The 24,591-nt window shown below is 41.1% G+C and carries 17 protein-coding genes and 1 pseudogene; 11 read left to right on the plus strand and 7 right to left on the minus strand.

Features of this window, described 5'->3' with window-relative positions; genetic code table 11:
* The first annotated feature begins 107 nt into the window (after nt 1–107).
* The 4 genes from I6E84_RS12010 (at nt 108) to ccmE (ending at nt 2,750) form a co-directional block, all read left to right on the plus strand.
* Nucleotides 108–764, plus strand: a complete 657-nt coding sequence (locus I6E84_RS12010; RefSeq protein ID WP_110924123.1) for a heme exporter protein CcmB — start codon at nt 108–110, stop codon at nt 762–764.
* A 214-nt stretch (nt 765–978) separates the two neighbouring features.
* Entirely contained in the window at nt 979–1,767 is a 789-nt protein-coding gene (ccmC, locus tag I6E84_RS12015; RefSeq protein ID WP_110924043.1) for a heme ABC transporter permease CcmC, read from the plus strand.
* A 16-nt stretch (nt 1,768–1,783) separates the two neighbouring features.
* On the plus strand, nt 1,784–2,005 hold the full coding sequence (gene ccmD, locus I6E84_RS12020; protein WP_110924042.1) for a heme exporter protein CcmD: 222 nt from the start codon (nt 1,784–1,786) through the stop codon (nt 2,003–2,005).
* Between the two features lie 244 nt (nt 2,006–2,249).
* A complete protein-coding gene (ccmE, locus tag I6E84_RS12025; protein ID WP_197102177.1) occupies nt 2,250–2,750 on the plus strand; it encodes a cytochrome c maturation protein CcmE in 501 nt (166 codons plus the stop codon).
* A 417-nt stretch (nt 2,751–3,167) separates the two neighbouring features.
* Here ccmE and I6E84_RS12030 read toward each other — a convergent pair whose 3' ends face one another.
* The 7 genes from I6E84_RS12030 to I6E84_RS12060 form a co-directional block, all read right to left on the minus strand.
* A complete protein-coding gene (locus I6E84_RS12030; protein ID WP_197135027.1) occupies nt 3,168–4,016 on the minus strand; it encodes an aldo/keto reductase in 849 nt (282 codons plus the stop codon).
* Between the two features lie 412 nt (nt 4,017–4,428).
* Entirely contained in the window at nt 4,429–5,385 is a 957-nt protein-coding gene (locus I6E84_RS12035) for a MetQ/NlpA family ABC transporter substrate-binding protein (RefSeq protein ID WP_197218205.1), read from the minus strand.
* 230 nt (nt 5,386–5,615) lie between these two features.
* Nucleotides 5,616–6,272 carry a methionine ABC transporter permease gene (locus I6E84_RS12040; protein WP_413786951.1) on the minus strand — a complete coding sequence of 219 codons (657 nt, stop codon included), beginning with the start codon at nt 6,270–6,272 and terminating at the stop codon, nt 5,616–5,618.
* A 48-nt stretch (nt 6,273–6,320) separates the two neighbouring features.
* Nucleotides 6,321–7,091, minus strand: coding sequence for a methionine ABC transporter ATP-binding protein (locus tag I6E84_RS12045; RefSeq protein WP_194198161.1), 771 nt, complete (start codon nt 7,089–7,091; stop codon nt 6,321–6,323).
* Between the two features lie 256 nt (nt 7,092–7,347).
* The gene (locus tag I6E84_RS12050) at nt 7,348–9,435 is read right to left on the minus strand and encodes a sensor histidine kinase (protein ID WP_197218206.1); all 2,088 of its coding nucleotides are present in this window, start codon (nt 9,433–9,435) and stop codon (nt 7,348–7,350) included.
* Between the two features lie 106 nt (nt 9,436–9,541).
* Nucleotides 9,542–10,264 (minus strand): response regulator transcription factor, encoded by a 723-nt coding sequence (locus tag I6E84_RS12055; RefSeq protein WP_110924036.1) that lies wholly within the window; start codon nt 10,262–10,264, stop codon nt 9,542–9,544.
* Nucleotides 10,265–10,573: 309 nt separating this feature from the next.
* Nucleotides 10,574–11,833, minus strand: coding sequence for an HlyD family efflux transporter periplasmic adaptor subunit (locus tag I6E84_RS12060; protein WP_197218207.1), 1,260 nt, complete (start codon nt 11,831–11,833; stop codon nt 10,574–10,576).
* A 694-nt stretch (nt 11,834–12,527) separates the two neighbouring features.
* On the opposite strand from I6E84_RS12060, the gene pilG reads away from it, so the two are divergent.
* The 7 genes and pseudogenes from pilG to I6E84_RS12095 all read left to right on the plus strand — a co-directional run bounded on the left by pilG (nt 12,528) and on the right by I6E84_RS12095 (nt 24,574).
* Nucleotides 12,528–12,905: a twitching motility response regulator PilG gene (gene pilG / locus I6E84_RS12065; protein ID WP_110924035.1), complete on the plus strand. Its 378-nt coding sequence runs from the start codon at nt 12,528–12,530 to the stop codon at nt 12,903–12,905.
* 281 nt (nt 12,906–13,186) lie between these two features.
* On the plus strand, nt 13,187–13,549 hold the full coding sequence (locus tag I6E84_RS12070) for a response regulator (RefSeq protein ID WP_110924034.1): 363 nt from the start codon (nt 13,187–13,189) through the stop codon (nt 13,547–13,549).
* Nucleotides 13,550–13,552: 3 nt separating this feature from the next.
* Nucleotides 13,553–14,083: a chemotaxis protein CheW gene (locus I6E84_RS12075; RefSeq protein ID WP_110924033.1), complete on the plus strand. Its 531-nt coding sequence runs from the start codon at nt 13,553–13,555 to the stop codon at nt 14,081–14,083.
* Nucleotides 14,084–14,559: 476 nt separating this feature from the next.
* Nucleotides 14,560–15,606 (plus strand): annotated as a pseudogene (locus I6E84_RS12080) (methyl-accepting chemotaxis protein); the annotation flags it as partial.
* Between the two features lie 117 nt (nt 15,607–15,723).
* Nucleotides 15,724–16,698 carry a CheR family methyltransferase gene (locus I6E84_RS12085; protein WP_197218208.1) on the plus strand — a complete coding sequence of 325 codons (975 nt, stop codon included), beginning with the start codon at nt 15,724–15,726 and terminating at the stop codon, nt 16,696–16,698.
* A 30-nt stretch (nt 16,699–16,728) separates the two neighbouring features.
* The gene (locus tag I6E84_RS12090) at nt 16,729–23,580 is read left to right on the plus strand and encodes an Hpt domain-containing protein (RefSeq protein WP_197218210.1); all 6,852 of its coding nucleotides are present in this window, start codon (nt 16,729–16,731) and stop codon (nt 23,578–23,580) included.
* Entirely contained in the window at nt 23,570–24,574 is a 1,005-nt protein-coding gene (locus I6E84_RS12095; RefSeq protein WP_197102165.1) for a chemotaxis protein CheB, read from the plus strand. Before I6E84_RS12090 ends, I6E84_RS12095 begins: the two co-directional genes overlap by 11 nt.
* Nucleotides 24,575–24,591 lie beyond the last annotated feature (17 nt).

Below are 24,591 nucleotides of genomic sequence, written 5' to 3' on the forward strand. Positions count from 1 at the left end.
AACTATAAGCAGTATAGGTAAAAGGACGGATAATGACAGATAGCCCCGTACAAACAACAGATAAAGGCTCGAACGTTATCGTATCAGCTGTGCGCGGCATCAGTTTTATGCAGTTGTGGCGTCGTGAATGGCAAGTGAAGCAGCAAGGAGCAGTGCAATGGTTGTATCCTTTAGTACTATTTCTAGTCATTATAACCTTGTTTCCGTTAGCAGTTGGTAGCGAGCCTGCGCTATTGCAGCGGCTCGGTGTGTCTGCCGTATGGATTGCCGCTCTGTTATCACTAGTAATGGGCGTTGATGGACTATTTAAGCCCGCGCTTGATAATGGTACGCTCGCACAATTAGTCGTCGCCAACGCTTCATTGCCACTGTGGGTGTTGATACGTTTGGTGATTCATTGGATTTTTAGTAGCGGCATTGTGGCAGCGCTCAGCTTGCTTGCCGTACCATTGTTTCAGCTCAGTTGGTTTGAGGCGTGGATACTAATGGCCTCTATTGTGACGGGTAGTCCCATGCTGTTGATGCTGTCGGCAGTTGCCAGTAGTTTAACGTTATCATTAAAAAATGGCGCGGTGCTTGTGCCATTGATCGCTTTGCCTATGCAGTTGCCGGTATTGATTTTTGCGACTGGTGCCGTTGATTTATTCGCTTCTGGTCTAAATGGCCTGCCTATTTTAGCGTTGTTATTAGCAGGCAGTATTATTTCAGTTTTAATCATGCCATGGGTAATTGCGATGACCTTAAAAATGGCGTGGCTCAATTAAAAATCAAGTAGGATGCACCAACAGTCCTCATAAAAAACCTTTGTATTAACAGCCTGTTGAAAACGGGTAATTTTGCTATAATAGCCAACTTAATACGCAAACAATAACTTGTAGATTCTATCCAGTGTTTAACGCCAGCAGGTTCATAGATAATAGCGCCCATAGTGTGCTGTGTCCGTTATGACCAAAGAGCTGCGCAAATAGGTTTATCCCCATGCCCAACCTGAATAACGTCTCATCTCCTAGCCTGTGGCAGCGCATTTGGCAAGGCTTTTTGACCACTGTGGGTACCAAGGAGTTTTTCCGTATCTTTGGACCTTGGGTTAAGTGGTTGGCCATATTAGCCAGTATCTGTCTGCTGATAGGTAGCGTTTGGGGTCTTGCTTTTGCACCGCCTGACTACTTGCAAGGCAATAGCTACCGCATTATCTTTATCCACGTACCAGCTGCTGGTCTTGCAATTTCTATTTATTTTGCGCTCGCTATACTAGGGGCAATTTATTTGGTCTGGAAGATTAAGACGGCCAGTTTGGTGGCGCAGGCGATTGCTCCTATAGGCTTCTTACTCTGTATTATTAGTTTGATTACAGGCTCTATTTGGGCAAAACCCACTTGGGGCACTTATTGGGTCTGGGATGCACGCTTAACGTCTATGCTAATTTTGGCATTCTTATATGCCGGTGTCATGGCATTGTTCGCAGCCTTTGAGCATACTGCCAATCGCGGCAAAGCGGCAGCCATTTTATCGATTGTTGGTGCTGTGAACTTACCGATTATCAAGTACTCAGTACAGTGGTGGAATACGTTGCATCAGGGTTCAACTTTTAGTTTGACCTCAGCACCAAAGATGTCGGCAGATATGTGGATGCCATTGCTGCTGATGGTAATTGGTAGCTATTTACTGGTGGCAACATTAGCGATTTATCGTACCAATACTTTGATATTGTATCGTGATCAAGGCAAAGCATGGGTGAAAGAGTACATCCGTGGTCAACATAAATAACGGCTAGGAAACGATTATGCAGCCCTATTTTTACAGCGTATCTGAGTTCATCGCCATGGGTAAGCATGGTGTTTTTGTTTGGTCATGTTGGGCCATCACGGTTGGCGCGATGCTGATTTTTATTGCTTATAGTCGCCGCCAGAGACAAGCCCTTATCAAGCAGCTGACAATTCAGCAAGCACGTCAGGCACAGCGTACGACTAAAGCAACACCATCTGCAACCAAGCACTCTCGTTAAAAAAACATTTCGATATCATAACTTTAGTGCATAGATGGTCAGTAAGCCGTTTATCAATGGGTAACATCATACCTCACTATAATGCCTATTGATTTGTCCGAAAAATGCTACCATATAGCCGTTAGAAGAGTACGATTAGAAAGACATTTTTAGAAAGTTTTTCTAATGGTAGTTTCTTCAAATTTTTCTGTTTTATAGATTGATTATGGTTTGTAAAACAGCGACTCATCAATGAGGTAGTGGTATGAATGCAGTTCGTCGCAAAAAACTGATGTGGGTTATGTTTACGCTTGCAGGAGCCGCAATAGCCGTAGTGCTGGTGCTGTATGCTATTGGGCAACAGACGGACTACTACTTTGACGCTACTGCCATCGCCAAAGGTGAAGCGCCACAAGATAAGCGCATTCGTGCAGGCGGTATGGTAGTAGCGGGTAGCGTACAGCGTGCAGCAGACAATCCATTGAATGTTGAGTTTGCGATTACTGATTTTGAATCAACTGTTCCAGTAACTTATCAAGGTATCTTGCCGGATTTATTCGCTGAAAACTCAGGCGTGGTTGCCACTGGTAAAATGCAGGGTGACACCTTTGTGGCTGGTGAAGTATTGGCAAAGCATGATGAAAATTACATGCCTCCAGAAGTAGCCAAATCAATGAAAGAGAACAATCGTAGCGGTGCTGTACCATCTTCTGAGCAATACAATCCTGCTGAAAAGGTTCATGAGACTGATACGCTGCAGCAGTAATACAGTCATTCCACTATGAAAGTATTACTGCGTTAACCTCGCTTGAAGTATTTAATATACATCTACGCTCGGTTGCCTTGTACTACTTTTAAATTGAATCGACTGTATTTGAACAAGGTTAATCCCAAAAAAGAGCCGCTAAAATCAATTAGCGGCTCTTTTTTTATACGGGTTTTAGAGTATATCCTAGGGCGTGTCTTCAATTAACCCGATAGTCATCTAAATGGGCTAAAAATGGCTAAATCTTGCCAAACGGTGTCAAATAGCTGACTAATATCTCGATATTATCTGCGCTATTTTTCTTGTTTGACGGCAATTTATCTCATTTTTATCACCATTTTTGAAATGAAGACACGCCCTAATCAAATATGTGCTTTGCTCGTTTAGATTTAGAATACGCTCTAATATGGCGAAATATTAGTCATCCCATACTGGGCTGTAGTCAGGATGTTCGATTTTGCGACCAGCACTGCTAGCTAAGTTGCCAATCTTTTCTAATTCTTCAGCACTCAATTGCACATTGAGGGCATCTAAGTTGCCTTGTAAATGGTCAGGATTTGCAGTCTTCGGAATGGCGACACGATGCTTATCTGATAAAATCCAAGCCAATGATATCTGCGCTGGTGTCACATTATGCTTATCTGCAATTTCTTTGATGGTATCGTTATCAAACACATCACCACGCGCGAGCGGTGAGTAAGCTTCTAATAAAATATGGTGATTGTTCAAAAAAGTCTGCAAAGTGTTTTGCTTAATGAACGGATGAAACTCAACCTGATTGACCACAATTGGTACGTCAGCATACTTTTTAGCTTCAATAATGTTAGCGATATTAAAGTTAGAAACACCGATATGGCGCGTTAAGCCCTGTTTCTGTAGTTCACACAATGCAGGAATGGTTTCAGACAGTGGGACACGATCATCAGGCCAGTGTAACAGGAGTAAATCAACGTAATCAGTGTCTAAATCTTCCAAAGAGCGCTTAGCCGCTGCGATTAGTTTTTCTGGTTGAAACTTCATATCGTCAGGAAATATCTTCGTGGTCAAAAAGAATTTGTCGCGAGCCACACCAGATTGTTTGATACCTTGTCCAACTTCTTTTTCATTGCCGTAAGCCTGAGCAGTATCAATATGCTCATAACCCATTTCTAACGCTTGTTTGACGACGTCGATGCAATCTTGTCCAGTTGATTGCCATGTGCCTAGACCGAGTACAGGAATATTTGCTTGTCCAGCGGTACGAATTTTATAATTTTTAACGCTCATATTATTATCCTTATAGTTTATTATTTAATTTATCAGTAATAGTTATATTTAATTTTGCCTAGTAACTATTTACCTAGCAACTATTAAGCTCATCTACTATAAGAAAAATTTGTGTGAAGTGAAAGAGCGAGTGACGGTTTCCTACAAAGGACTAACAGGTTGTAACGTCATTTTTACTATATAAGTTATTCCGCTATAAAAGTATTACTGCGTTAATCTTGTTTAATCTCCCATTTCTAGTACTTTCACTGGGCTTCGTTATATCCAAATTATGTTGGATAGACTACGAGTAATTGTTTGCCGTTCATAAAATTGAGATCAAAAAAAGCCCATCATTCGTGAATAATGGGCTTTTACTACTTAAGCTCAAAAATGGTTTATTTAGAGCAACCATTTTTGAGTGTTAGTCTACTTACTGAGCAGCTGCTTCAGCTTCAGCAGGTGCAGCGGCGTCAGTGTGCGCACCATGATCAGCGCCCCAGATTTTTGGATATTTATAACCTGGGAAAGTGTCATGAGCGTACTTTTTGAAAGCTTCTGAGTTATAAGCGTTGGTTACGTCTTCAACCCATTTTTTGCCAGTATCAGCAGACTTAATCGCTGACCAGTTGACATAAGAGAAGCTTGGCTCTTGGAATAGAGCTTCAGTTAGCTCGATACCCGCATCCGTTGCATAGTTACCGTTAATAACGGCAAAGTCAACTTCATCACGGGCGCGTGGCAACTGAGCTGCTTCTAATTCAATGATATCGATATCGTATTTACTGTTATCAGCGATATCAGCTTTTGATGCAGTCAATGGATCGATGTTGTCTTTTAGGGTAATCCAACCAAGATCATTCATCATAACCAAAGCACGTGCAAAGTTACTTGGATCGTTTGGTGCAGAGATACTCATGCCTTTGAAAGCAGCGTCAAGCGTGTTCTTTTTACCTGAGTAAATGCCAAGCGGAGCCGTTGGTACTTGGAATGCTTCTACTAGATCAAGATTGTTTTCTTTTTTGAAATTATCAAGATAAGGCTTATGCTGGAAAATATTGATATCCAAATCACCTTCAGCCAATGCAAGGTTAGGGCGTACATAATCAGTAAAGGCAATCAGTTCAACTTCATAACCTTGAGCTTCAAGTGAGCCTTTTACTTGGTTACGTACCATATCGGCAAAGTCACCTTCAGTAGTACCGATAATGATTTTTGTATGCTCAGGATCGATATCACTAGCAGCAGTTTCTGCAGTTGATCCTTCAGTCACAGGCTCTTGAGTCGCTTCTGGTGCTGATGAATTGCTACAGCCAACTAACACTAGGCCTGATACACCAACAGCGGCAAATGCAGTCGCCAACTGACGGCTGATATCTGTTAATTTCATGGAACTTCCTTAATAAGAGGTATGGGATAAAGGGGTAAATAATGACCATTAAAAAAAGCAACATTATCAATAGTAATGCTGCTGAGTTAACGGCTGTTAATTTAGTAACAAAATTAAAGGGTCTCAGTAACAAAGTCAAGCGTTTTGCTTAGTATGAATCGGCATCAAGCCTTGGGTATTCTTCATATAAGCATTGTCTTACTTAGTTTTATTTTTTATTGGAACCGTTTTTAGCGTTTATCCAAGCGAGTGGCTAACCAGTTACCAGAGGCCTGAATAGAGATGACCATTATCGACAATACGATAACGATAAAAATCATAACCTCAGTTTGATAACGATAATAGCCATAACGAATGGCCAAATCACCCAGACCGCCACCACCAATCATACCCGCAGCTGCTGAATAAGAGAGCAGGCTGATACAAAGTATGGTCACGGACAATACCAGTCCTGAGCGGGCTTCATTGAGTAAAACTTTGATGATGGTAAAAGGACGTGCGCCCATCGATTCAGTGGCTTCGATAATACCGCGCGGCACTTCACGTAAGTTTTGCTCGACCAAACGGGCAAAGTAAAACGAACCCGCGATAGCGAGTACTAACGATGCAGCAATAGGGCCAATACCAGTACCTACAATGGCTTTGGTAAAAGGGCTCATAGCAATCATCAAAATCACAAAAGGGAAAGCGCGCATAAAGTTGGTGATACCACCAAGCACGCCATACAGCGTCTTATTTTGCAAGAACTGTCGATCACTGGACAAAAATAAGAATATGCCAAACAGTCCGCCAATGATAATGGCGACTGTTGTAGAGATACCGAGCATAATAAACGTATCAATAAAGGCACTTATAATTTCTTTGCGCAGCACCAACAGTTTATCTATCGAGGCGGATAATTCACTACCAGTTAACATGTTTTTTCTCCTGCCTCATTAGTCTTCGTGCACTAAGCCTTGGCCAATAGGGGTGGTTGCCTGAATCAGACCGTCTCTTACATCTGCAACTTCTAGTAGTTGTCCTTGATGTAGCAATGCAGCGCGATCACAGAGTCTACGAATGACACTCATCTCATGAGTCACAATGACAATGGTGACACCAAGTTGCTCGTTGATATCACGTAAGCATGTCAGCAAACTACGGGTCGTCGCAGGATCTAGTGCACTGGTTGGTTCATCGGCCAATAGTACTTTTGGACTGGGTGCGATTGCGCGGGCAATACCAACACGCTGCTTTTGTCCACCTGATAGCTGGGCAGGGTAGTGGCCAGCACGGTCGGTTAAGTCAACGATTGCTAGACAATCCATAACCCGTTTATGAATGTCACGGCTTGGATAACCAGAGATTTTTAAGTTAAATGCCACGTTATCAAAAACAGTTTGATTAGACATCAGGTTAAACTGCTGAAAAATCATACCAATATTATGACGTGCGATACGCAATTCACTAGCAGATAACGTCGTTAAGTCAGTACCATCGATGATGACTTGACCAGCATCTGGGCGTTCCAGCATATTAATCAGACGCAATAAGGTTGATTTACCGGCACCTGAATATCCCATTAGGCCGAATATTTCGCCTTGTTGGATAGTGAGGGATGTCGGCTCAACGGCAGTAAACCAATGCGGTTTGCCGTTTTTGTCCTTGATTGATCGGTCGCTTAAAAAGCTTTTGGTCACATCGTTTAAGACAATCATGTCATTCATGGAGGGCTCAAAATTCAATAATATTTTAATAGTCATGAACGTATTGTTTCGCCTCTACTACTGTGTAAGAAGCCAATTAAAAAACAATCGTTAATAACCCTATAATAAGGGGCGCTAATATAGCATATTATCAAGCACTTTGGATATGCACATCCGTGACACGCTTATGACTAATAGCTATTAGTAGTGAGAACTTTGAGGAAGTGAGAGGGTAGTGAGGTCGTGATAGGAAATGTGCATTTGATAGCACGATTAACTAATCATGCTGGTGGTAATGTGGATCATGCTCGACTGGTATGATGACTAAAAACCGAGTATGGCCATTCAGGGTATCAGTGAGAATACGGCCTTGGTGGGCAGTGACAATTTGCGACACGAGAGACAAGCCTAGTCCAGAGCCTTTGTTTTTTTGCTGCAAACGTACAAATGGACTGAATACTTCTTCACGTTTGTCTTCAGGAATACCTGTACCTTCATCAATCACTGCTAGTACGGCATATTTCGGTAATGGGCGTACAGGTTCCGCTTTGGCTTTCTTTATATGCTTGGCAAATAGGCTTTCTTTGCGTGGTGAACTCTGAGTTTCAACGACATTTTGATCATTATCTTTAGAGTCATTCTGCATGCTGGTTTTGGTGTTATTTTTCGAGATGCCAGAATAAATAGATGCCTTATTCGTTTTTTGACCGTCTTTTGAATGAATGCTTGTATCGCTATCAGTAGACACCTCAGTATCGGGGACGATTCTCCAAATAACTTTTTTGATTCTATCGGTCAAATCATTGGTAAAGCTATAATAGTCGGCAATCAATGAAGATTCGCTACTGGTCTCAACTGTGTCGCTGAGGTTTGTTGAATTTTTAGTAATATCAGCATCAGTCTGTTTATCGTTAGCATTGTCTTCTATAAGAGTAACACTAGTTTCTAGGTTTTCGTCATCAGTATCTGGCGTAATGCTTGTACCGTTTTTATAGATAGTCGGTGCTGGTAATATATCTTTCGTATCTGCTATTTCAGACTTGCTCTTATCGATAGTATTCAACGAATCATCTAAATCTGAAGCGTTGTGAGCGCCATTTTCGCTGACATCGATGGGTGCATCATATGATTCGAAATCAGAGCTACCATAATCAGCAAAGCTGTTGCATAACACGGTTTGTAGCAGATAATCAGGAACGTTATCAGCTTCATCGATCGTTTGAACACCGTACAGTAATACTGTCACTGGCGGTTTGCCATGTAACATTGCATTGGTTAGTAAGTTGCGGATTAAGTGAGTCAACATCGATGACTGGCCATCAATGACGATGTGCTCACCAATTAGAGTGGCTTCAGGGTAATGCTGACGCTCTTGATTGACTAAGTCGTATAAATCTAAATGCTCAACTTGTTGCAGGGCATGACCAGCATCTAAGCGGCTGACTAGTAATATACTCTCTACTAAATCATTAAGTCCTGATAAGTCGCGATTGATTGCATGAGCACGCTTATCAAATTTTGCTTTGGTATCGGTTGGTAACGCACCAGTCAGCATATCCATCATTTCGATTTGCAGGCGAATACGCGTAATGGGCGTACGTAGCTCATGAGAGGCATGTGCCAATAGTAAATTATTAGCATCGATAAGATGTTCGATTTTCTGTGCAGCTTGGTTAAATCCGCGTGCCAATGAAGCAATCTCATCGTTACCGCGAGCATTCACTCGTACCGTAAAGTCGCCATCACCCAACTGCGTCATCTGTTGGCTCATCTGATTGATACGCCAAGTAATGGTTCGAGCAATCCACCATAAGACACCTGCCATAATGAATAGCAGCAATAGCGTGCCTGTGAATAAATTCAGGGCAGCAGAGAGTACGGGTTTTTTGGGTGGTAAGCGTGATTCATATAACAGTGTATAGCCAGTGGTGCTATAGACCTGAGCTTGCTTGGTAGGAGACGTTTCTGCAAATGAAGGGAAAACACGAGATAACAAAGAAGGCGGTTCTGGCAGCTCTAGCGGTAGGTCACTGTTGTCTGTTTGCATGAGTAACCGACCTTGACTGTCATACAAGCCCATCTTAGCTTGTAACGACTCATCAAAGATATCAAAGCTTTTTTTAACCACTGCCAACATAAACCGAGACTGTAAGCGATTATCTCGGCTAATGGAAGTATTTAGTTCGTGCAGGAACGGGTCTATCTGTCCCAAAATTTGCGTGGCGAGTACTTCTGAGCGAATACCTGCATCTTTATCATGCACAAGTTGCGTCAACAGCACCATAGCCACTGCAAATAAGATAAGTGCCATCATGACACTGGCAAACAACTTGGCAAATACGGAACGAAAACCCAACTGCTGCATTAAACCATCTCTATTATTGGACGCTTATATCGATGCATCTTGTTGATTTTGTAAAACTGAATCAACAGGATGGTTGTTTTCTCGATCCGTCAGCTGTTTTCTATGATCAAACCTGATCAGTGGCAAATTGATAACCAACACCGCGTACCGTGATGATACGTTTTGGCTGGCGTGGATTGTCTTCAATTAGAGCTCTCAAGCGTGAGATATGAACGTCAATGGCACGATCGATATTGTCTGAGCTATCATCGTTTGGCATGGCTTGCCAAAGCTGCTCACGATTCAGTACTTTACCAGAATGTGTGGCAAAATAATGCAACAATTGGAACTGATGCGTCGTCAAACGTACAGCTTCATCATCGATAGTGACTTCATGGCTATCAGGGAATACGCTCAAACGGCCAAAGGTCAAACTGTCTGACTGGCTATCTGCTTGATTCGGTTGCTCGTGACGACGAATGACAGCACGAATACGTGCTAGCAGTTCACGCGGTTCAAAAGGCTTAGAGATATAGTCATCAGCACCCATTTCAAGACCTAACACGCGATCGGTTGTATCACCTTTCGCTGTCAGCATGATGATTGGCACTTTGTTGGTCATATTGTTTTTGTTGCCGCGAATTTTTTGACACACCTGCATACCATCCATATCAGGTAGCATCAAATCAAGAACAACCAAGTCAATATCACGCTCTTTGGTGTCTAATAATTCAAGCCCTTCCTGACCAAGACCGGCATGATGCACATCATAATAATTCATGGTTAGATAGTCGCTGATCAACTCAGCTAAATCAGGATCATCTTCAATCAATAAAATTTGCTTACTCATGGGTTATCCTCTAGTTGTTGTTATAGTTTATCAAAAGTTTAATATGCTCTGATATTTAAATCATGACAAATACATTAATGATTTCAATTTCTAAAGCATTCAAACCGTTAAGCCTCTAAGATTTCAAAGTTTCTTTCAAAAGTAATTGGTTTCAGAAGTAAAAAGTATCTAGCCAGTAGTTAGTTCTTAGTAATTTATAATACTTGGCTAATGCGATATATCATACTGCTATATTGCCTAATTAGGCTGTTACAAAACAAGAGAGGCTTTGTTAATATTTCTACACAATGTAACTGTCGGTATGAATGACTACGAAACATTGACCTTTTTACCATCAGAATCAAGCGGCAAATCAGCCAAACAAATCAGACTGTCATTGCTAATACCTGCAATCAAATATTGTTCTGTCGAGGGGTTGTACTCGACTACTTCAATAGGGTAGCGTTTTAAATGCTGATCTTGTCCGATAATCCACACATTAGCTGTCAGTGGCGTGAGTGGTTTATATGGTGGTGCTTGCAACTCTGTTAAGTCAACATCGTGTAGCGCACGCTTCGGCACAATAGTACCCACGTCTATCTGACCATAATTGACTCGCCCGGTTACTTTCATATTTGGTAATAACTGCTTACGACTGACCTCATTGTCAATAACATCAACATTGACCATGAGTCTTTTCGGTTGACTGGTCGCAGTCAGCTTACTGATTTGTCCCGTAAATTTTTCTAAGATATTTTCAGCAGTAAAATTGACAGTCTGACCTACCGACAGTTGCGGTTCAGCTTGAATAGGTAGCATAGCAGTAAAGTGTAATTTAGTCTCATCGCTAAATTTTATGAGTGGCATTCGAGCTTCTAGCTTTTGACCTGCTTTTGCATACAGGTTTTCTACACGTCCTGAAAAGCTTGCACGGATAGTAATCAATTTATACTGAGGCTTTGAGCTCTCTATGCTTTTACTATTATTAACCTCACCATCACTTGAGCTAGTTATAGCTGCATTTGTCGTTAATGGCTCTGTGCCATCAGATAAAGCCTTCTTAATGGTTGTATTATTATTTACTGCAGGTTGATTGGGTTTAGCGTTTGCGCTGGTATCTTGAGAATCAGTCCGTTTGGCAACATTAGTACCACTTTGCACCTCAGTGTCTTGATCAGGCTTACCTGAATCTGCCGCTGTATCGTCTGATGTATTAGATGAGTTGACCGTTTTACTTTCTGTTTCCAATCGTCTGACAATGAGTAGTGGTGTGTCTTTTTCTATCCATTGGCCTTTAGTAACCAAGATCTCTTCTACATTGATAGGATGTACTGTCACAAATTGGGTCTGCTTAATAGGTTCAATATTGCCTTGTAGGCCAAGACTAGGCTGGTAACGTGAAGGTTTTATACTCAATATATGATCAGGTGTAATGGTCACACTGTCATTGGTAATGATAACCGGAGTATCTACTGTTGGACTTTTTTCAGCAGCTAGTTCTTTGTCAGTAGGCGATGGTGGCTGACAAGCAGCAATGAGTAAAGCACTCAATAAATAGCTGCTGTTTTTTAAAATTTTGGAAACTGTCATCGCGTTCACCATAGTAGTTATCATTTTATTATATAGTGAATTACAGTGCGGTGAAACGGCTGCTAAACACTTACTTCATTTTATAAATATGCGATTACCAGACCGAATAATGTTAAAAATAGCAAATATAGCTAGCAAAAAAATGCTCTACATTACTGGTGAGTTCGTATATTGAGTCGATTATGACTAGAAAAGGATCGATAATTGTGCTAAAAACGAATCTAATAAAGTATATTGATACATTTATAGAACAAAGGAAGATTATTCAGCAATATTTCCATCGTTTCTATATAATGTAGAAATATCATAAAGTTGTCGACTATTTTGATTTGCACTATCTCTATTTAGATAGCAATTCAAACGGTTAGTGGGTGAAGTGCTTTACGTGATACAAAAAGAGCCCTATCTTAATTAGTGATAACGAAAGTTGAGTGGTTCACCTAAAAAGCTTATTTTTTTGGCTCATTTTTTTAAGTTTATTAATAAAAAAGTGCGTATAGTAACTCATGTTGACAGCATGTTTGATAGGCCGATACTGACAGATAGTAGGTTCGCTGTCATAACATCATGGTAATGCAAATTTAGCTGTTCGTATCAATCCGATAATAAGTGATATGACACGTTTAAATAACAGTTAAATTTTTGTATTGATCGATAGAATTACGAACAAATAGTCGTTTATAGGACAGTGATAATGGAAAATGATTTTAATGGTTTGAAAGTAATGGTTATTGATGATTCAAAAACCATTCGCCGTACCGCAGAAACCTTACTTCAAAAAGCGGGCTGCGAAGTCGTGACTGCTATTGACGGCTTTGATGCTTTAGCAAAGATTGTTGATAACAACCCAGACATTATTTTTGTCGATATTATGATGCCACGTTTAGATGGTTATCAGACTTGTGCTCTGATAAAAAACAACCCTGACTATGCTAACAAACCAGTCATTATGCTGTCTTCAAAAGATGGCTTATTTGATAAAGCACGTGGTCGTATTGTTGGTTCTGATGAGTATCTGACAAAGCCGTTTAGTAAAGACGAGCTGTTTGAGGCAATCAACCAGTACCGCTAATACGGCAAATGTCATTGCTAGTAGTAAAGTATGTACATCTGCAAATATAAAGTTTCGTTTAGGCTTATTGTTGGTATGATTTATGCATGTTTTTGTAGGTTGGGTTACAAAGTCAAAATACTTAACATGAGTGACAATTAATAATAATTGCTCAATATTTCACAACAACTGCTAAAAAAGTGATTTTGCCACTTATCTCTGGCAAATGATTTTTACTCTAGTTGTCTCAATAATATAACAACATATCCTCTTGGATATTTTCGAAAATAAAGGAAATTCCCATGACTACCGTTTTAGTCATTGACGACTCGCCATCTGAGATGGCGAAATTTCGCGATATGCTTGCTAGACATAACTTTCAAGTATTAGAGGCGACAAATGGTGAGCAAGGCTGTCAAATGGCAGTTGATCACTTACCAGATGTCATCTTGATGGATGTAGTGATGCCTGAGATGAATGGCTTCCAAGCCACTCGAAAAATTACTCGTGGTAAAACGACTGCTCATATCCCTGTGATTATGATCAGTACTAAAAATCAAGAAACAGATAGAGTTTGGGGAAAGCGTCAAGGCGCTAAAGAGTATATCGCCAAACCAGTTGATGAAAATAGCTTGGTTAATATCATTCGCAAAGTAATGGAGTAGCTTGTGGCTTCCAAAGGGTTTATTGAGCTTCTGCGTTTAGCAGATTTGGCACGCGCGCGCAAAAGTGGTCGCCGCGGTGGACAAGAGTATGATTGGCAAGGTGTGGTGTTTGAGATTGGTGGACAGCGTTTGGTTGCGCCAATGGGTCAGGTATCAGAAGTATTAGCCATGCCAGAGTATACCAGCTTGCCTTTAGTAAAACCTTGGATGCTGGGCATCGCTAATATTCGTGGACGTCTACTACCAATAACTGATTTGTCTCGGTTTCTACAGGTTCCTAGTGGCTTAACGCAAATGAGCCAACGTAAAGTCATTGTCATTGATCATGACAATCTCTTTTCAGGACTGGTAGTAGACCAAGTTATTGGTATCGAACAATTTACACATGACCAGTACCGTGCAGAGGCAATTGAGTCTAGTTCGCCTTTTGCACCTTATAATCATGGTAAGTTCTTTAAAAATGAACAAGACTGGTATGTCTTTATGCCCAGTTTACTCGCACAAGACTTACAATATACCGATGCTGCAATATAGCTATCGATAACAGATATCTGACTGTCACACAGGCTTTGTTAATCACTGTTGTTTTATAACAATAAGATTGTCAAAGTCAGTCACGATAAGACTTTGATGATTGTTTTAAAGGAATACGCACGATGAGTGATGTTATAAATAAACCTGTAGCTGGTACACCCAATGCAACAGCGGGTGGTGCAAACGCTAATAGTGAGTGGAAACTATTATTAGTGCTTTTTGTTTCGATAAGTGTGGCTTGTCTGATTTGGTTGGTAAACTCCTTATCATCAGTGAGTCAGTATTTTTCTGACTTTACTCAGTCAGTTGTTTTGCCTGTCGTCGTGTTCGTGATAGGGGTGTTAGGGATAATTTTTGCTCTGTACCAATTACTTAAACATCGTGGTGGCTCGGAAAGATTACTTATCGAAAAAGAAACATTACGTCGTCGCCAAGAAGCAGAAGCAGAGTCTGAGCGCGCGCGTCAAATCCAAGAAGAAAACGAGCGTAACCAGGTTGCTATTCTGCGTTTACTTGATGAGTTGGGTGATTTGGCGGAAGGTGATTTGACGGTCAATGCAACCGTATCAGAAGATTTTACTGGCGCAATTGCTGACTCAGTAAACTTTGCAATTGACCAACTTCGTCAGTTAGTACTGGTTATTAACAACACTGCTGATCGTGTCTCGCAATCTTCAGATCAAACGCAGATGAATGCGGTTGAGCTTGCTGAGGCATCTGAACATCAAGCGCAAGAAATTGCTGGTGTGTCAGCGGCCATTAATGAGATGACAATCTCAATTGACCAAGTTTCAAATAACGCCTCGGAATCTGCGACCGTTGCTCAGCGCTCAGTTGCCATTGCTTATAATGGGGCAGAAGTTGTACAGCGCTCTATTGAAGGTATGAACGTTATTCGTGATCAGATTCAAGAGACGTCAAAACGTATCAAACGTCTCGGTGAATCTTCGCAAGAGATTGGTGATATCGTTAGTTTGATTAATGACATTGCTGACCAAACCAACGTTTTGGCATTGAACGCCGCTATTCAGGCATCGATGGCTGGTGAAGCAGGTCGAGGCTTTGCGGTTGTTGCTGATGAGGTACAGCGTCTTGCTGAGCGTTCAGCTAATGCAACCAAACAGATTGAAACATTGGTAAAAACCATTCAGGCAGATACCAACGAAGCTGTTGTGTCGATGGAATCGACAACCTCTGAAGTTGTGCGCGGTGCCCGGTTAGCAAAAGATGCTGGTGAAGCACTAGAAGAAGTCCAGAGCGTTTCTAACACGTTGGCTGATTTGATTCAAAACATCTCAAATGCTGCAATACAGCAGGCTGAGTCTGCTGGGCATATCTCTCATACCATGAATATCATTCAAGATATTACTTCACAAACCTCCTCTGGTACGATGGCAACTGCACGATCTATTGGTGAGCTGAGTGAAATGGCTGCAGCACTACAAGAATCAGTAACAGGCTTTAAAGTACTAAGTGATGATGAGTTACTAGATAACGAGCAAGCATTATCAGAAAATGTATGATGATAAGTTTGAACACTATAAGTTGAGCCTTAGAGGCTTTACAGTATTTTTATTAATATGTTAATTATATTGCTATGTAGATAATAATGGTTTGCAGCAGCAATTATAGCGGGTGACATGAATAAATTTATTCAGCTAGACAGCCATGCTAACAAGCACATTAAGCCAATACTAGTTGAGGCCTCTTCGCAGAACAATAGCTTTGATGTGCAGCAATGGCGACGATACATAGAACAAGAAATAGGTTTTGTTCTACCCGATGTTCAATTGCAGTGGTTGATTAATGCGATTGACCATACGGCATCGTCGTATGGATTGACCCCTAAAAATTTATGGCATCGGTTGCCAAAAAACAACGAGATGCGTCAACAGCTATTAGATAACGTACTGATTCACGAAAGTCGTTTTTTTCGTTATATACCTTCTATTAATTTTGTCACAGAGTGTGCAGCGCAACATCAGCGACTCCGGTTAGCTGCTACCAATACTGATAATAGTGCTGAACGTAATTTTGATGAGTTATTTCGCATTTGGAGTGTTGGCTGTGCAAGTGGACAAGAAGTTTGGTCCTTAGCGATGAGCTTAATATCAAAGCAATTAAAAAATTATACGATATTGGGTACAGACATTAGCCATCGAGCTATCAAAAGAGCACAGTTAGGACATTATGATCAGCGGCAGAAATCTTTAATTCCAGACATCTGCCAGCAATTTATACAGCCATTGTGTGCTAATAGTGCAATTAGAAAACCAAGTTTTTGCGATTCAACAATAACGAAAGAAATGATCGCAAGTAATCAAGCACATTGGCAAATAGCACCGAGCTTGAAACAGTATGTTAGCTTTGCTTTACATAATATTATTGAACAAAAGCCACCCACTTCGCATCTCCAAAATGTCATTATTTGCCAAAATATGTTGCTGTACTTTCGTAAATTTGATCAACGCGATATTTTAGCAAGGCTATCAGAGCAGTGTGCATTAGGTGGTTATATTATATTGGCTCCAGGTGAGGCGTTGTTTTGGCGTCCTTCGAATATGCGCCGTATTGCGCACCCACAGGTTAATGTGTGGCAAAAAATAAATGCCTAAATTAGTGCTTAGACGAGTTAGGATAACCCTATGAAAAACCAGCCCAATGACATCGTGACGCTCGAGTGGTTATTGCCACTTTTGAATCAGCAACTATTACAGATAGCTGATGGCTGGCAATTAGGTGATGAAAGCACTGATTACGAGCAGATGGTGCAGAACTACCATCAAGTGGGCGGCGCGCTGACGATGATTCGCTTGCCTCTGCTAGCAGATCTTGCCAATAAACTGAGTTTATTGGTAGAAGCAAGTGGTCACGATAGTATTTCTATCAACAACAGCCATATCGGTCAGTTTGCTCATAGATTGTTAGAACGTGAGCTGAATCAATATGTACGTACCACTAGCCACAACACAACGCTGATTAATAATGCTGCTAATGACCTTGCCCAAGCACTATCAGAACTAGGCATAGCGACAGAGTCCCTAGAAATGCTTGCAGCTAGCCAGAATGAAGGCTTAGGCAGTCATACTACCGATGAAAATATCATTGATAATATTAAAGTGGTATTTCCAGAAAGTAGAATGACCACAAATCTAGAAAATCATCATTACCAACAGTTATTATTGGTTTGGCGACAGCAAGTACAAGCGTTATTGGTGGCCAATACCAATGAATCTCCTTTATTAAAAGTATTAGGCAGAGTTAGTCAATATTTATGGCAAACCTCTCAGCATGAAGATGAGCAACGTCTTTGGTATCTAACAGACTTATGGCTCAACGATCTTGTAAATAATGAGACACCACTACCTGAAAACTATGCTCCACTATTGGGTCAGTTGGATCAAGTGATAGAATTTTATGCGGAGCAAACCGAACTCTCGTCGAACGCTATTAGAAGCTTGATTATCAGAGTATATATCGAATTAAGCAATCTTACACAAAATAGCAAAAGCACTCAGTCCATACTAAATAATTTGCCGCACAGTGCGGTTACTGTATCGCGTTTTTTACCGCGAATACTCAATGAGCTTGAAACACTTATTTTTAATCTGGATAACCCAAACACAATTTTAGACCCTCTACAAAAAATACAGCATCAACTCGAGAGTCGAGGTTGGATATATTATGTCGCACAAGTAGAGTCTATTCTGGTAAATTTAGAGTACGCACTGTCATCCGAAACAGGGTTTGCACAAGAGCAATGGCAAATCGAGCGTCAGCTTCAAGAGCTATATAATGCGCTCTATAATACCGAACAGACGATATCTCTAAAAATCGGAGATGCCGCCACTTTTGTCACTATACCTGATGATATCGATACACAAGCTGAAAATAATCAGGTTGTGAATGCTACCGATGGTAACTTGCGTGAGCTTCGCATTGCAGTAGAAGATGTCAAGCAAAGCTTTCATGAATATGTACAACGTCAAGATATTCATTTGCTGCCTAAGGCTACTGATTTTTCTAAGATTGGTGATGCTTTTGTTGATATGGGTTTGCCAGAAATTCGTGAAACCATCAATGCGCTATCCAACGTGTTTACACAGTTGGTAGATCATGAAATTGCAACGCTTAGTTGGGACGTCACTCAGGCATTGGCTGAGGGATTGACATCTATTGAGCTACTACTAGACTATCTTGCGCAGCAGGTTTTTGATCAAAAGTTATTGACTCAGGCATATGAGTACACTCTTAAAGCCACAGGTCTACTTAATGACTATATTGCCGCACCAAGTACCGTCAAAGAGACTTTTCTTACTCGAAAGCAAGCCGCAACTAATGTAATTCGTTACGATGATAGTGGTGAGTTGGCTCCTACTACTGCTCAGTCTATTCATGCTGAATCTTTGACTGATACCAGTGTTGATGATGTTCTTTTGCAAGAGAAAGATGGTGTCGAGAGTAATAGTCTAGAGAGTGAGTTATTAACGAAAGCTCGCACGCAAGTTCAACCCGATAACTTCGAGATGGATGCGGATATTCGTGACATCTTCATTGAAGAGGCGATTGAAGTCATCGCTGATTTAGATGACTTTCTACCTATTTGGCAGCAGGATGCACAAGATTTAACACCACTAACTGAAGTGCGTAGGGGTTTCCATACTTTAAAAGGCTCAGGCCGTATGGTAGGTGCTTTTAGTATCAGTGAGATGGCTTGGTCAATCGAAAAATTGCTCAATCGTCTTTTAGATAAGACACTGCCTGTCACTGATAATGTTGTAGATTTAGTCATTGAAACAGCAAAAAAATTGCCTGCATTAGTCACAGATTTTGAAGCACAGAAATCACCGAGTTTTGACCCTGCTGTTACTGTTCTACAGAGTCATAATTTAATGGCGCAGCAACCTATGAATGCTGGGTTAAGCATGTCTGAGCCTGTTGAAGCCGAGTTGTTAGTTACTCCCGATACGATTTGTGACTCTCAAACGACAGATGATAAAGATGAAAGCAGACATATAGTTGCTTCATTATCTGATATCGAGATTCCCGCAGTACTCGTACCATTCATGCAAGCTCCAGATCAGCTCGCAGCTGATGCTAACGATGCAGACCCTGATATTAAAGAAATATTTATAGAAGAAGCCAATGAAGTGCTGGCTGAAATTGTACCTCTATATGAAAATTGGCGCCTATCACAAAGCGACTTAAGCGGGTTGACAGATATTCGTCGCGGTTTCCATACCTTAAAAGGCTCAGGCCGCATGGTAGGTGCCAATTATACTGCTGAGCTGGCTTGGGCAATAGAAAACATGCTCAATCGAATCTTAGATAATAGTATTGCCATTTCAGCAGATATGAGTCAGCTTATTGCAGATGTGTTAGCTGCTTATCCTTCAATGCTAATAGTGTTTGAAAATGACAGTCAAGATTACCCAGCGACGCTACCACTTTGGATTGCTTGCGCCAATGCTTATAGTAAGCAGCATGGTGATGAGTTCAGCTATTCTGCTTTACATCAGAATGACATAGTATCTAATGGGTCTGATCTTGAAAGCACTCAAGCATCACTGTTGTCGTCTGAGCTAGGCGAGACCAATCTTGTCCATGATAATGGCAACAAAGAAATGGATGCTACGCTGCAAACGATTAACTCTGTTAATGAAATGATAGCAGAAGCATCTATTATCATAGTGCCTCAAAGCGATGAAGAGAAAGAGTTTTTTGAGATTTTTATCGACGAAGCAGAAGAGTTATTACAGGAAATAGACCAATTCGTCGATGAGCATCAAGATGAGCCTCATATTGAAGTCACGGATGATATTGTACGTGCATTCCATACTCTGAGAGGTGCTTCTGGTTCTAGTGCTCTTGCGGCTATTAGTGAAGTAAGTGCGACCATAGAGCATAGTTTAGAGTTGCTACAGCAAAAAGATAAAGCCATGAATGCTCAGCATTTAGAGGCGTTAGCAAAGTCATCTACGCTTATGGATGGTTATTTGAACAGTTACAAGCAAAACGTTCAACCAAAAAACATATTAATAGAAGACGTACAAAGCCAACAAGATCTAGCCTCATTACAGGCGATGCTTGGTAAACAACATGTCGCTAGTGATACTGAGTTGATGTCTGATAATAAACCGACGATAGAGCAATTATTAGATGATAATATTGATGAATTGTTAGATGCTCAGTGGGAGTTGGATGATGCGCTGAACCAAGCTGAAACAGCCAATATTCAGAAATATATAGATCAGCAAGTCTCACAAATAAAATATTTAACCAATAAAGCACAACCATTTCCCAAGTTCATCTCAATTCTTGATGAGTTGGGTAATACTTATAGCTATCTAAACGATAATCCTGAAAAAGCAAGAGATAAAGACATTCAAGCTATTTTGCATACTGGTCATGCTCAGTTGGTTGGTTTGTTTGATGCACTAGCGGGTAGTACCTCATTGAAGGTAGATCAGAAAGTTCTGGCTAATCTACAAAGTATCTACCACACGGATAGCGGCAGTGAAGATGAGGATGTTTTCGCGGTTCGAGCCATCTCGTCATCTGATCTAGAACTCGAGTCTATCGATACTGATGCTGAGCTATTAGAAATATTTTTAGAAGAAGCGCAAGAGCTAGACGCTGCGTTAGATGAGAGCTTTAACAAATGGCGAGCAGATATTAGCAACGTCAATGCTCTAAAAGTTTTGCAACGGCATCTGCACACTATTAAAGGTGGGGCACGGATGGCGGGCATTCGCAGTATTGGTGATCTGACCCACGAAGCTGAAAGTGTTTATGAAGCATTTGTAGAAAACAGACGAGTACCGACAGCTCAATGGCTCGAAATTATGCAAATGGTGCAGGACACAATGTCATTGCAAGTCATGCATATCGTGAGCTATAAAAAATCATTTTTTGCATCAGAGCTTATTGAGCAGTTACAACAGCTTCTAAAAGCACGAGTCTTGCCAGAAATGGTAGAGTTAATCATACCTGTACCAAAAAATCATTTTGAACCTGAGGCGCAAAGTAAGGTTGTCAGCAGTACGCATAGTAAAGATGATGTACTAGATAGCTCAAGCTTAGATAGAATGATTAAACAGTCATGGGCTAATGGTTTACCAGACCCTGATATATTAGCGGTATTTTTAGAAGAAGCAGAAGCCCTTACCAATCGCAATAAGTATCTGCAATTATTTTTAGAAAACACGGACAATAGAACAGCATTACAAGCGTTACAGCGTGACTTGCATACTATCAAAGGTGGTGCACGAATGGTCACTGCTACTGGTATTGCAGATTTGTCTCATGAGATGGAGTCTGTCTATCAAGACTTTATAGACAACCGCCGCCCTGCCACCAAAAAAGTATTGGAATTACTAGTTGCCAGCCATGATTGGCTAGCTGATGCGGTGTCTATTCTTAGACATCATGTCAATCCGCCAACGCCTGCGTTACTCATTGAAGCATTACAGCAATTTAGCAAAAATCCTGATAGTTTAAAGCAAGTACCTAAAGAGTCTTTACAGTCTCAACGTGAAGCAATCTTGATTGCTAAAGAAAATCGAGATTCACAATATTTGGCAAAAGATATTAGTGAAATGCCATCTATGATCCTCAGTACAAGCGAAGAAGATCAGAGTGCTAGCAACAATGAAATGATTCGTATCTCAGGTGGTTTGATTGAGCATATGATTAACTTGTCTGGTGAGTCAGCCATTAACCGTGCTCGTATCGATATGGGCATGAGTAGCTTGACTAACAGCATCGAAGATATGGGTATTACGGTGCAGCGATTGGCTGATCAGTTACGCCGAATGGAAATCGAACTTGAAGCACAAATTTTATCTCAAATAGATGATGAGTTGATTCAAAACGAAGACTTTGACCCTCTTGAGATGGATCAGTATTCTTCTCTAAATCAATTATCGAAATCTTTGACAGAATCAGCTTCGGATTTAATTGATATTAATCATACGTTATTAGAAAAGACACGAGATAGCGAAAGCCTGCTATTGCAATTATCACGGACACAAACTGAACTACAAGACGGTCTTATGAACTCGCGTATGGTGCCATTTACGCATCTGACACCACGTCTCGAACGTATTGTACGCCAAACTGCGAATGAGCTTAATAAATCTGTTGAGCTAACGATTATTAATGCTGATGATGAGATGGATAGAACCATCCTCGAGCGTATGACTTCACCACTTGAGCATATGCTACGTAATGCTGTCGATCATGGTATCGAAAATACTTCGACACGTCTCAGAGCAGGTAAGGAACGTAGTGGGCATATTACTCTCGAAGTCAGTCGAGAAGGCGGTGAAATTGTCATTCAGTTAACGGATGATGGTCGCGGAATCGACGTAGAAGCCGTTCGTAATAAAGCTATTTCTCAAGGGCTCATTGATGCTGGCGATACCAGTCTAACCGACCTTGATATCATGCAATACATCTTTAATGCTGGATTAAGTACCAGCAAACAAGTCACGCAGATTTCTGGACGCGGCGTAGGCATGGATGTAGTGATTAGTGAGATCCGTCAGTTAGGCGGTTCTGTGTCAGTTGTCTCAGAGCTCGGTAAAGGGTCTCGTTTTACGATGCGCCTACCGCTTACGGTTGCTGTATCTGATGCTTTGGTTGTGCGTGCAGCGGATCGTTATTATGCGATACCACTGGTACAGATTGAGCGCGTGGTTCGCGTTAATCCAGAAAAACTGTACGACTACTACCAATCTGGTGATTCAACGTTAAATTTTGAAGATGTTGACTATCGGGTACGCTACTTGAATGAGATTTTGTCGGGCAATAAGCTGAACGAGTTGGTTGTCAATACCAATACAAGTTTACCACTCATTATTATTAAGAACCGTACTGGACAGAATATCGCGTTGCAAGTTGATCAGATTGCAGGATCACGTATTGAGGTAGTCGTAAAACCTTTAGGGCAACAACTATCACATCTATCAGGTATCTCAGCTGCTACTATTATGGGTGATGGCTCGGTGATGTTAATTTTGGATCTAATCGCTTTAATGCGAAATGCACAGATGACTCAAAATATACCGCAACCTATCGACTTTAAACGAAGCGGTTTAGAGGCTAAGTCTACTATCTTAGTAGTCGATGACTCAGTCACCGTACGCAAAGTAACGTCACGCTTCTTAGAACGTCAAGGATTCAATGTAGCGCTTGCGAAAGATGGTGTTGATGCGATTGAGATATTACAAGATATGATACCAGACATGATATTGTTAGATATTGAGATGCCACGCATGGATGGTTTCGAGGTGGCTACCCAAGTCAGATATAGCAAGCGCTTACAGCATATTCCAATTATTATGATTACTTCGCGTACTGGTGAAAAGCATCGCGAGCGTGCACTAGAGATTGGTGTGAATGATTACATGGGTAAGCCTTTCCAAGAACAAGTACTGCTCAATAAAATCCAGCACATACTGGGTCAGAGGGTCAGTCTAACTCATGAAGGATAATACAGGTGTTTTGGCACTGAGGAATAAAAAAAAGAATGATATTAAGGTGATGGTCGTGGCAGAAGACCATCATCAGCGTATGGCATTTTCGGATACTGTCCGCAGCTGTGGTTTTACTCTAGTTGGGTGTATGTCACGGGCGCAGTTGCAAGCAAAAACTGTACTCTCTGATGTGGTCATTGATATTTGGCTGATAGATAGTGACTACGATGATAATATTGTGACTGCAACGACCGTCTCTAAACCTGCTGCAGTACTGGTGGGCTTTAGTCAGGCACCTTATCTCAATGAAGCCACGCAGTATGCAAAATGGCAGCGTAAGCTAAAACGTAAGCTTGCACAAATGCTTGAACTACCTATGCTAATAGATGCGCCAGTTCATAAGCATGATAGTACTGATACCGATTGGCATTATGTGGTTTTTTTGGGTGCCTCTATGGGTGGTCCAAGTGCGATCAAAGAATTTTTAGACAATTTGTCAGCCTCGCTGCCAGTTTGTATCTTATTGGCACATCATTTTAATGTAACCATGATAGATACCTTACCACGCATTCTAAATCGTCATAACGATTGGCAATGTCAGGTCATTACTTCTTCGCAGCGTTTGCGAGCCGGTCAGTGTCTCATAGCACCTATTGATAAACAGATTGTCTGTGACTCGACAGGTCGAGTCATACTGTTAGAGCAAGCTTGGGAAGGTGAGTATAAACCTGCCATCGGTCAAATCCTGAAGAACACCAGTGACGTTTATGGTAGTGATCTTATTAACATCATATTTTCAGGTATGGGTAATGATGGGTCTCAATATCTTGATCTCATTCAAGATAATAATAGTCAACTTTGGGTGCAAGACCCTAGTATGAGTGCTTGTCCTAGTCAGCCTCAGGCCATTATCGATTCAGGATATTGTGGTTTTATTGGTAGTCCGACAGATTTGGCACAAAAACTGACAGACTATATTGGCGAAAGGGCAGTCAAAGCCTCTTCACCCTAACTTATTGTGAGTGATGT

Source organism: Psychrobacter sp. SCQQ22 (genome assembly GCF_015864605.1).
GTDB lineage: Bacteria > Pseudomonadota > Gammaproteobacteria > Pseudomonadales > Moraxellaceae > Psychrobacter > Psychrobacter fozii.

Coding starts and splice junctions, on each gene's coding strand:
- I6E84_RS12045 (WP_194198161.1), bottom strand. CDS start 7,091: ATGAATGACATGATTGTCTTAAACGATGTGACCAAAAGCTTTTTAAGC.
- I6E84_RS12085 (WP_197218208.1), top strand. CDS start 15,724: ATGAATAAATTTATTCAGCTAGACAGCCATGCTAACAAGCACATTAAG.
- I6E84_RS12090 (WP_197218210.1), top strand. CDS start 16,729: ATGAAAAACCAGCCCAATGACATCGTGACGCTCGAGTGGTTATTGCCA.
- ccmC (WP_110924043.1), top strand. CDS start 979: ATGCCCAACCTGAATAACGTCTCATCTCCTAGCCTGTGGCAGCGCATT.
- I6E84_RS12095 (WP_197102165.1), top strand. CDS start 23,570: ATGAAGGATAATACAGGTGTTTTGGCACTGAGGAATAAAAAAAAGAAT.
- I6E84_RS12010 (WP_110924123.1), top strand. CDS start 108: ATGCAGTTGTGGCGTCGTGAATGGCAAGTGAAGCAGCAAGGAGCAGTG.
- I6E84_RS12035 (WP_197218205.1), bottom strand. CDS start 5,385: ATGAAATTAACAGATATCAGCCGTCAGTTGGCGACTGCATTTGCCGCT.
- I6E84_RS12070 (WP_110924034.1), top strand. CDS start 13,187: ATGACTACCGTTTTAGTCATTGACGACTCGCCATCTGAGATGGCGAAA.
- I6E84_RS12050 (WP_197218206.1), bottom strand. CDS start 9,435: ATGCAGCAGTTGGGTTTTCGTTCCGTATTTGCCAAGTTGTTTGCCAGT.
- pilG (WP_110924035.1), top strand. CDS start 12,528: ATGGAAAATGATTTTAATGGTTTGAAAGTAATGGTTATTGATGATTCA.
- ccmD (WP_110924042.1), top strand. CDS start 1,784: ATGCAGCCCTATTTTTACAGCGTATCTGAGTTCATCGCCATGGGTAAG.
- I6E84_RS12055 (WP_110924036.1), bottom strand. CDS start 10,264: ATGAGTAAGCAAATTTTATTGATTGAAGATGATCCTGATTTAGCTGAG.
- ccmE (WP_197102177.1), top strand. CDS start 2,250: ATGAATGCAGTTCGTCGCAAAAAACTGATGTGGGTTATGTTTACGCTT.
- I6E84_RS12060 (WP_197218207.1), bottom strand. CDS start 11,833: ATGACAGTTTCCAAAATTTTAAAAAACAGCAGCTATTTATTGAGTGCT.
- I6E84_RS12030 (WP_197135027.1), bottom strand. CDS start 4,016: ATGAGCGTTAAAAATTATAAAATTCGTACCGCTGGACAAGCAAATATT.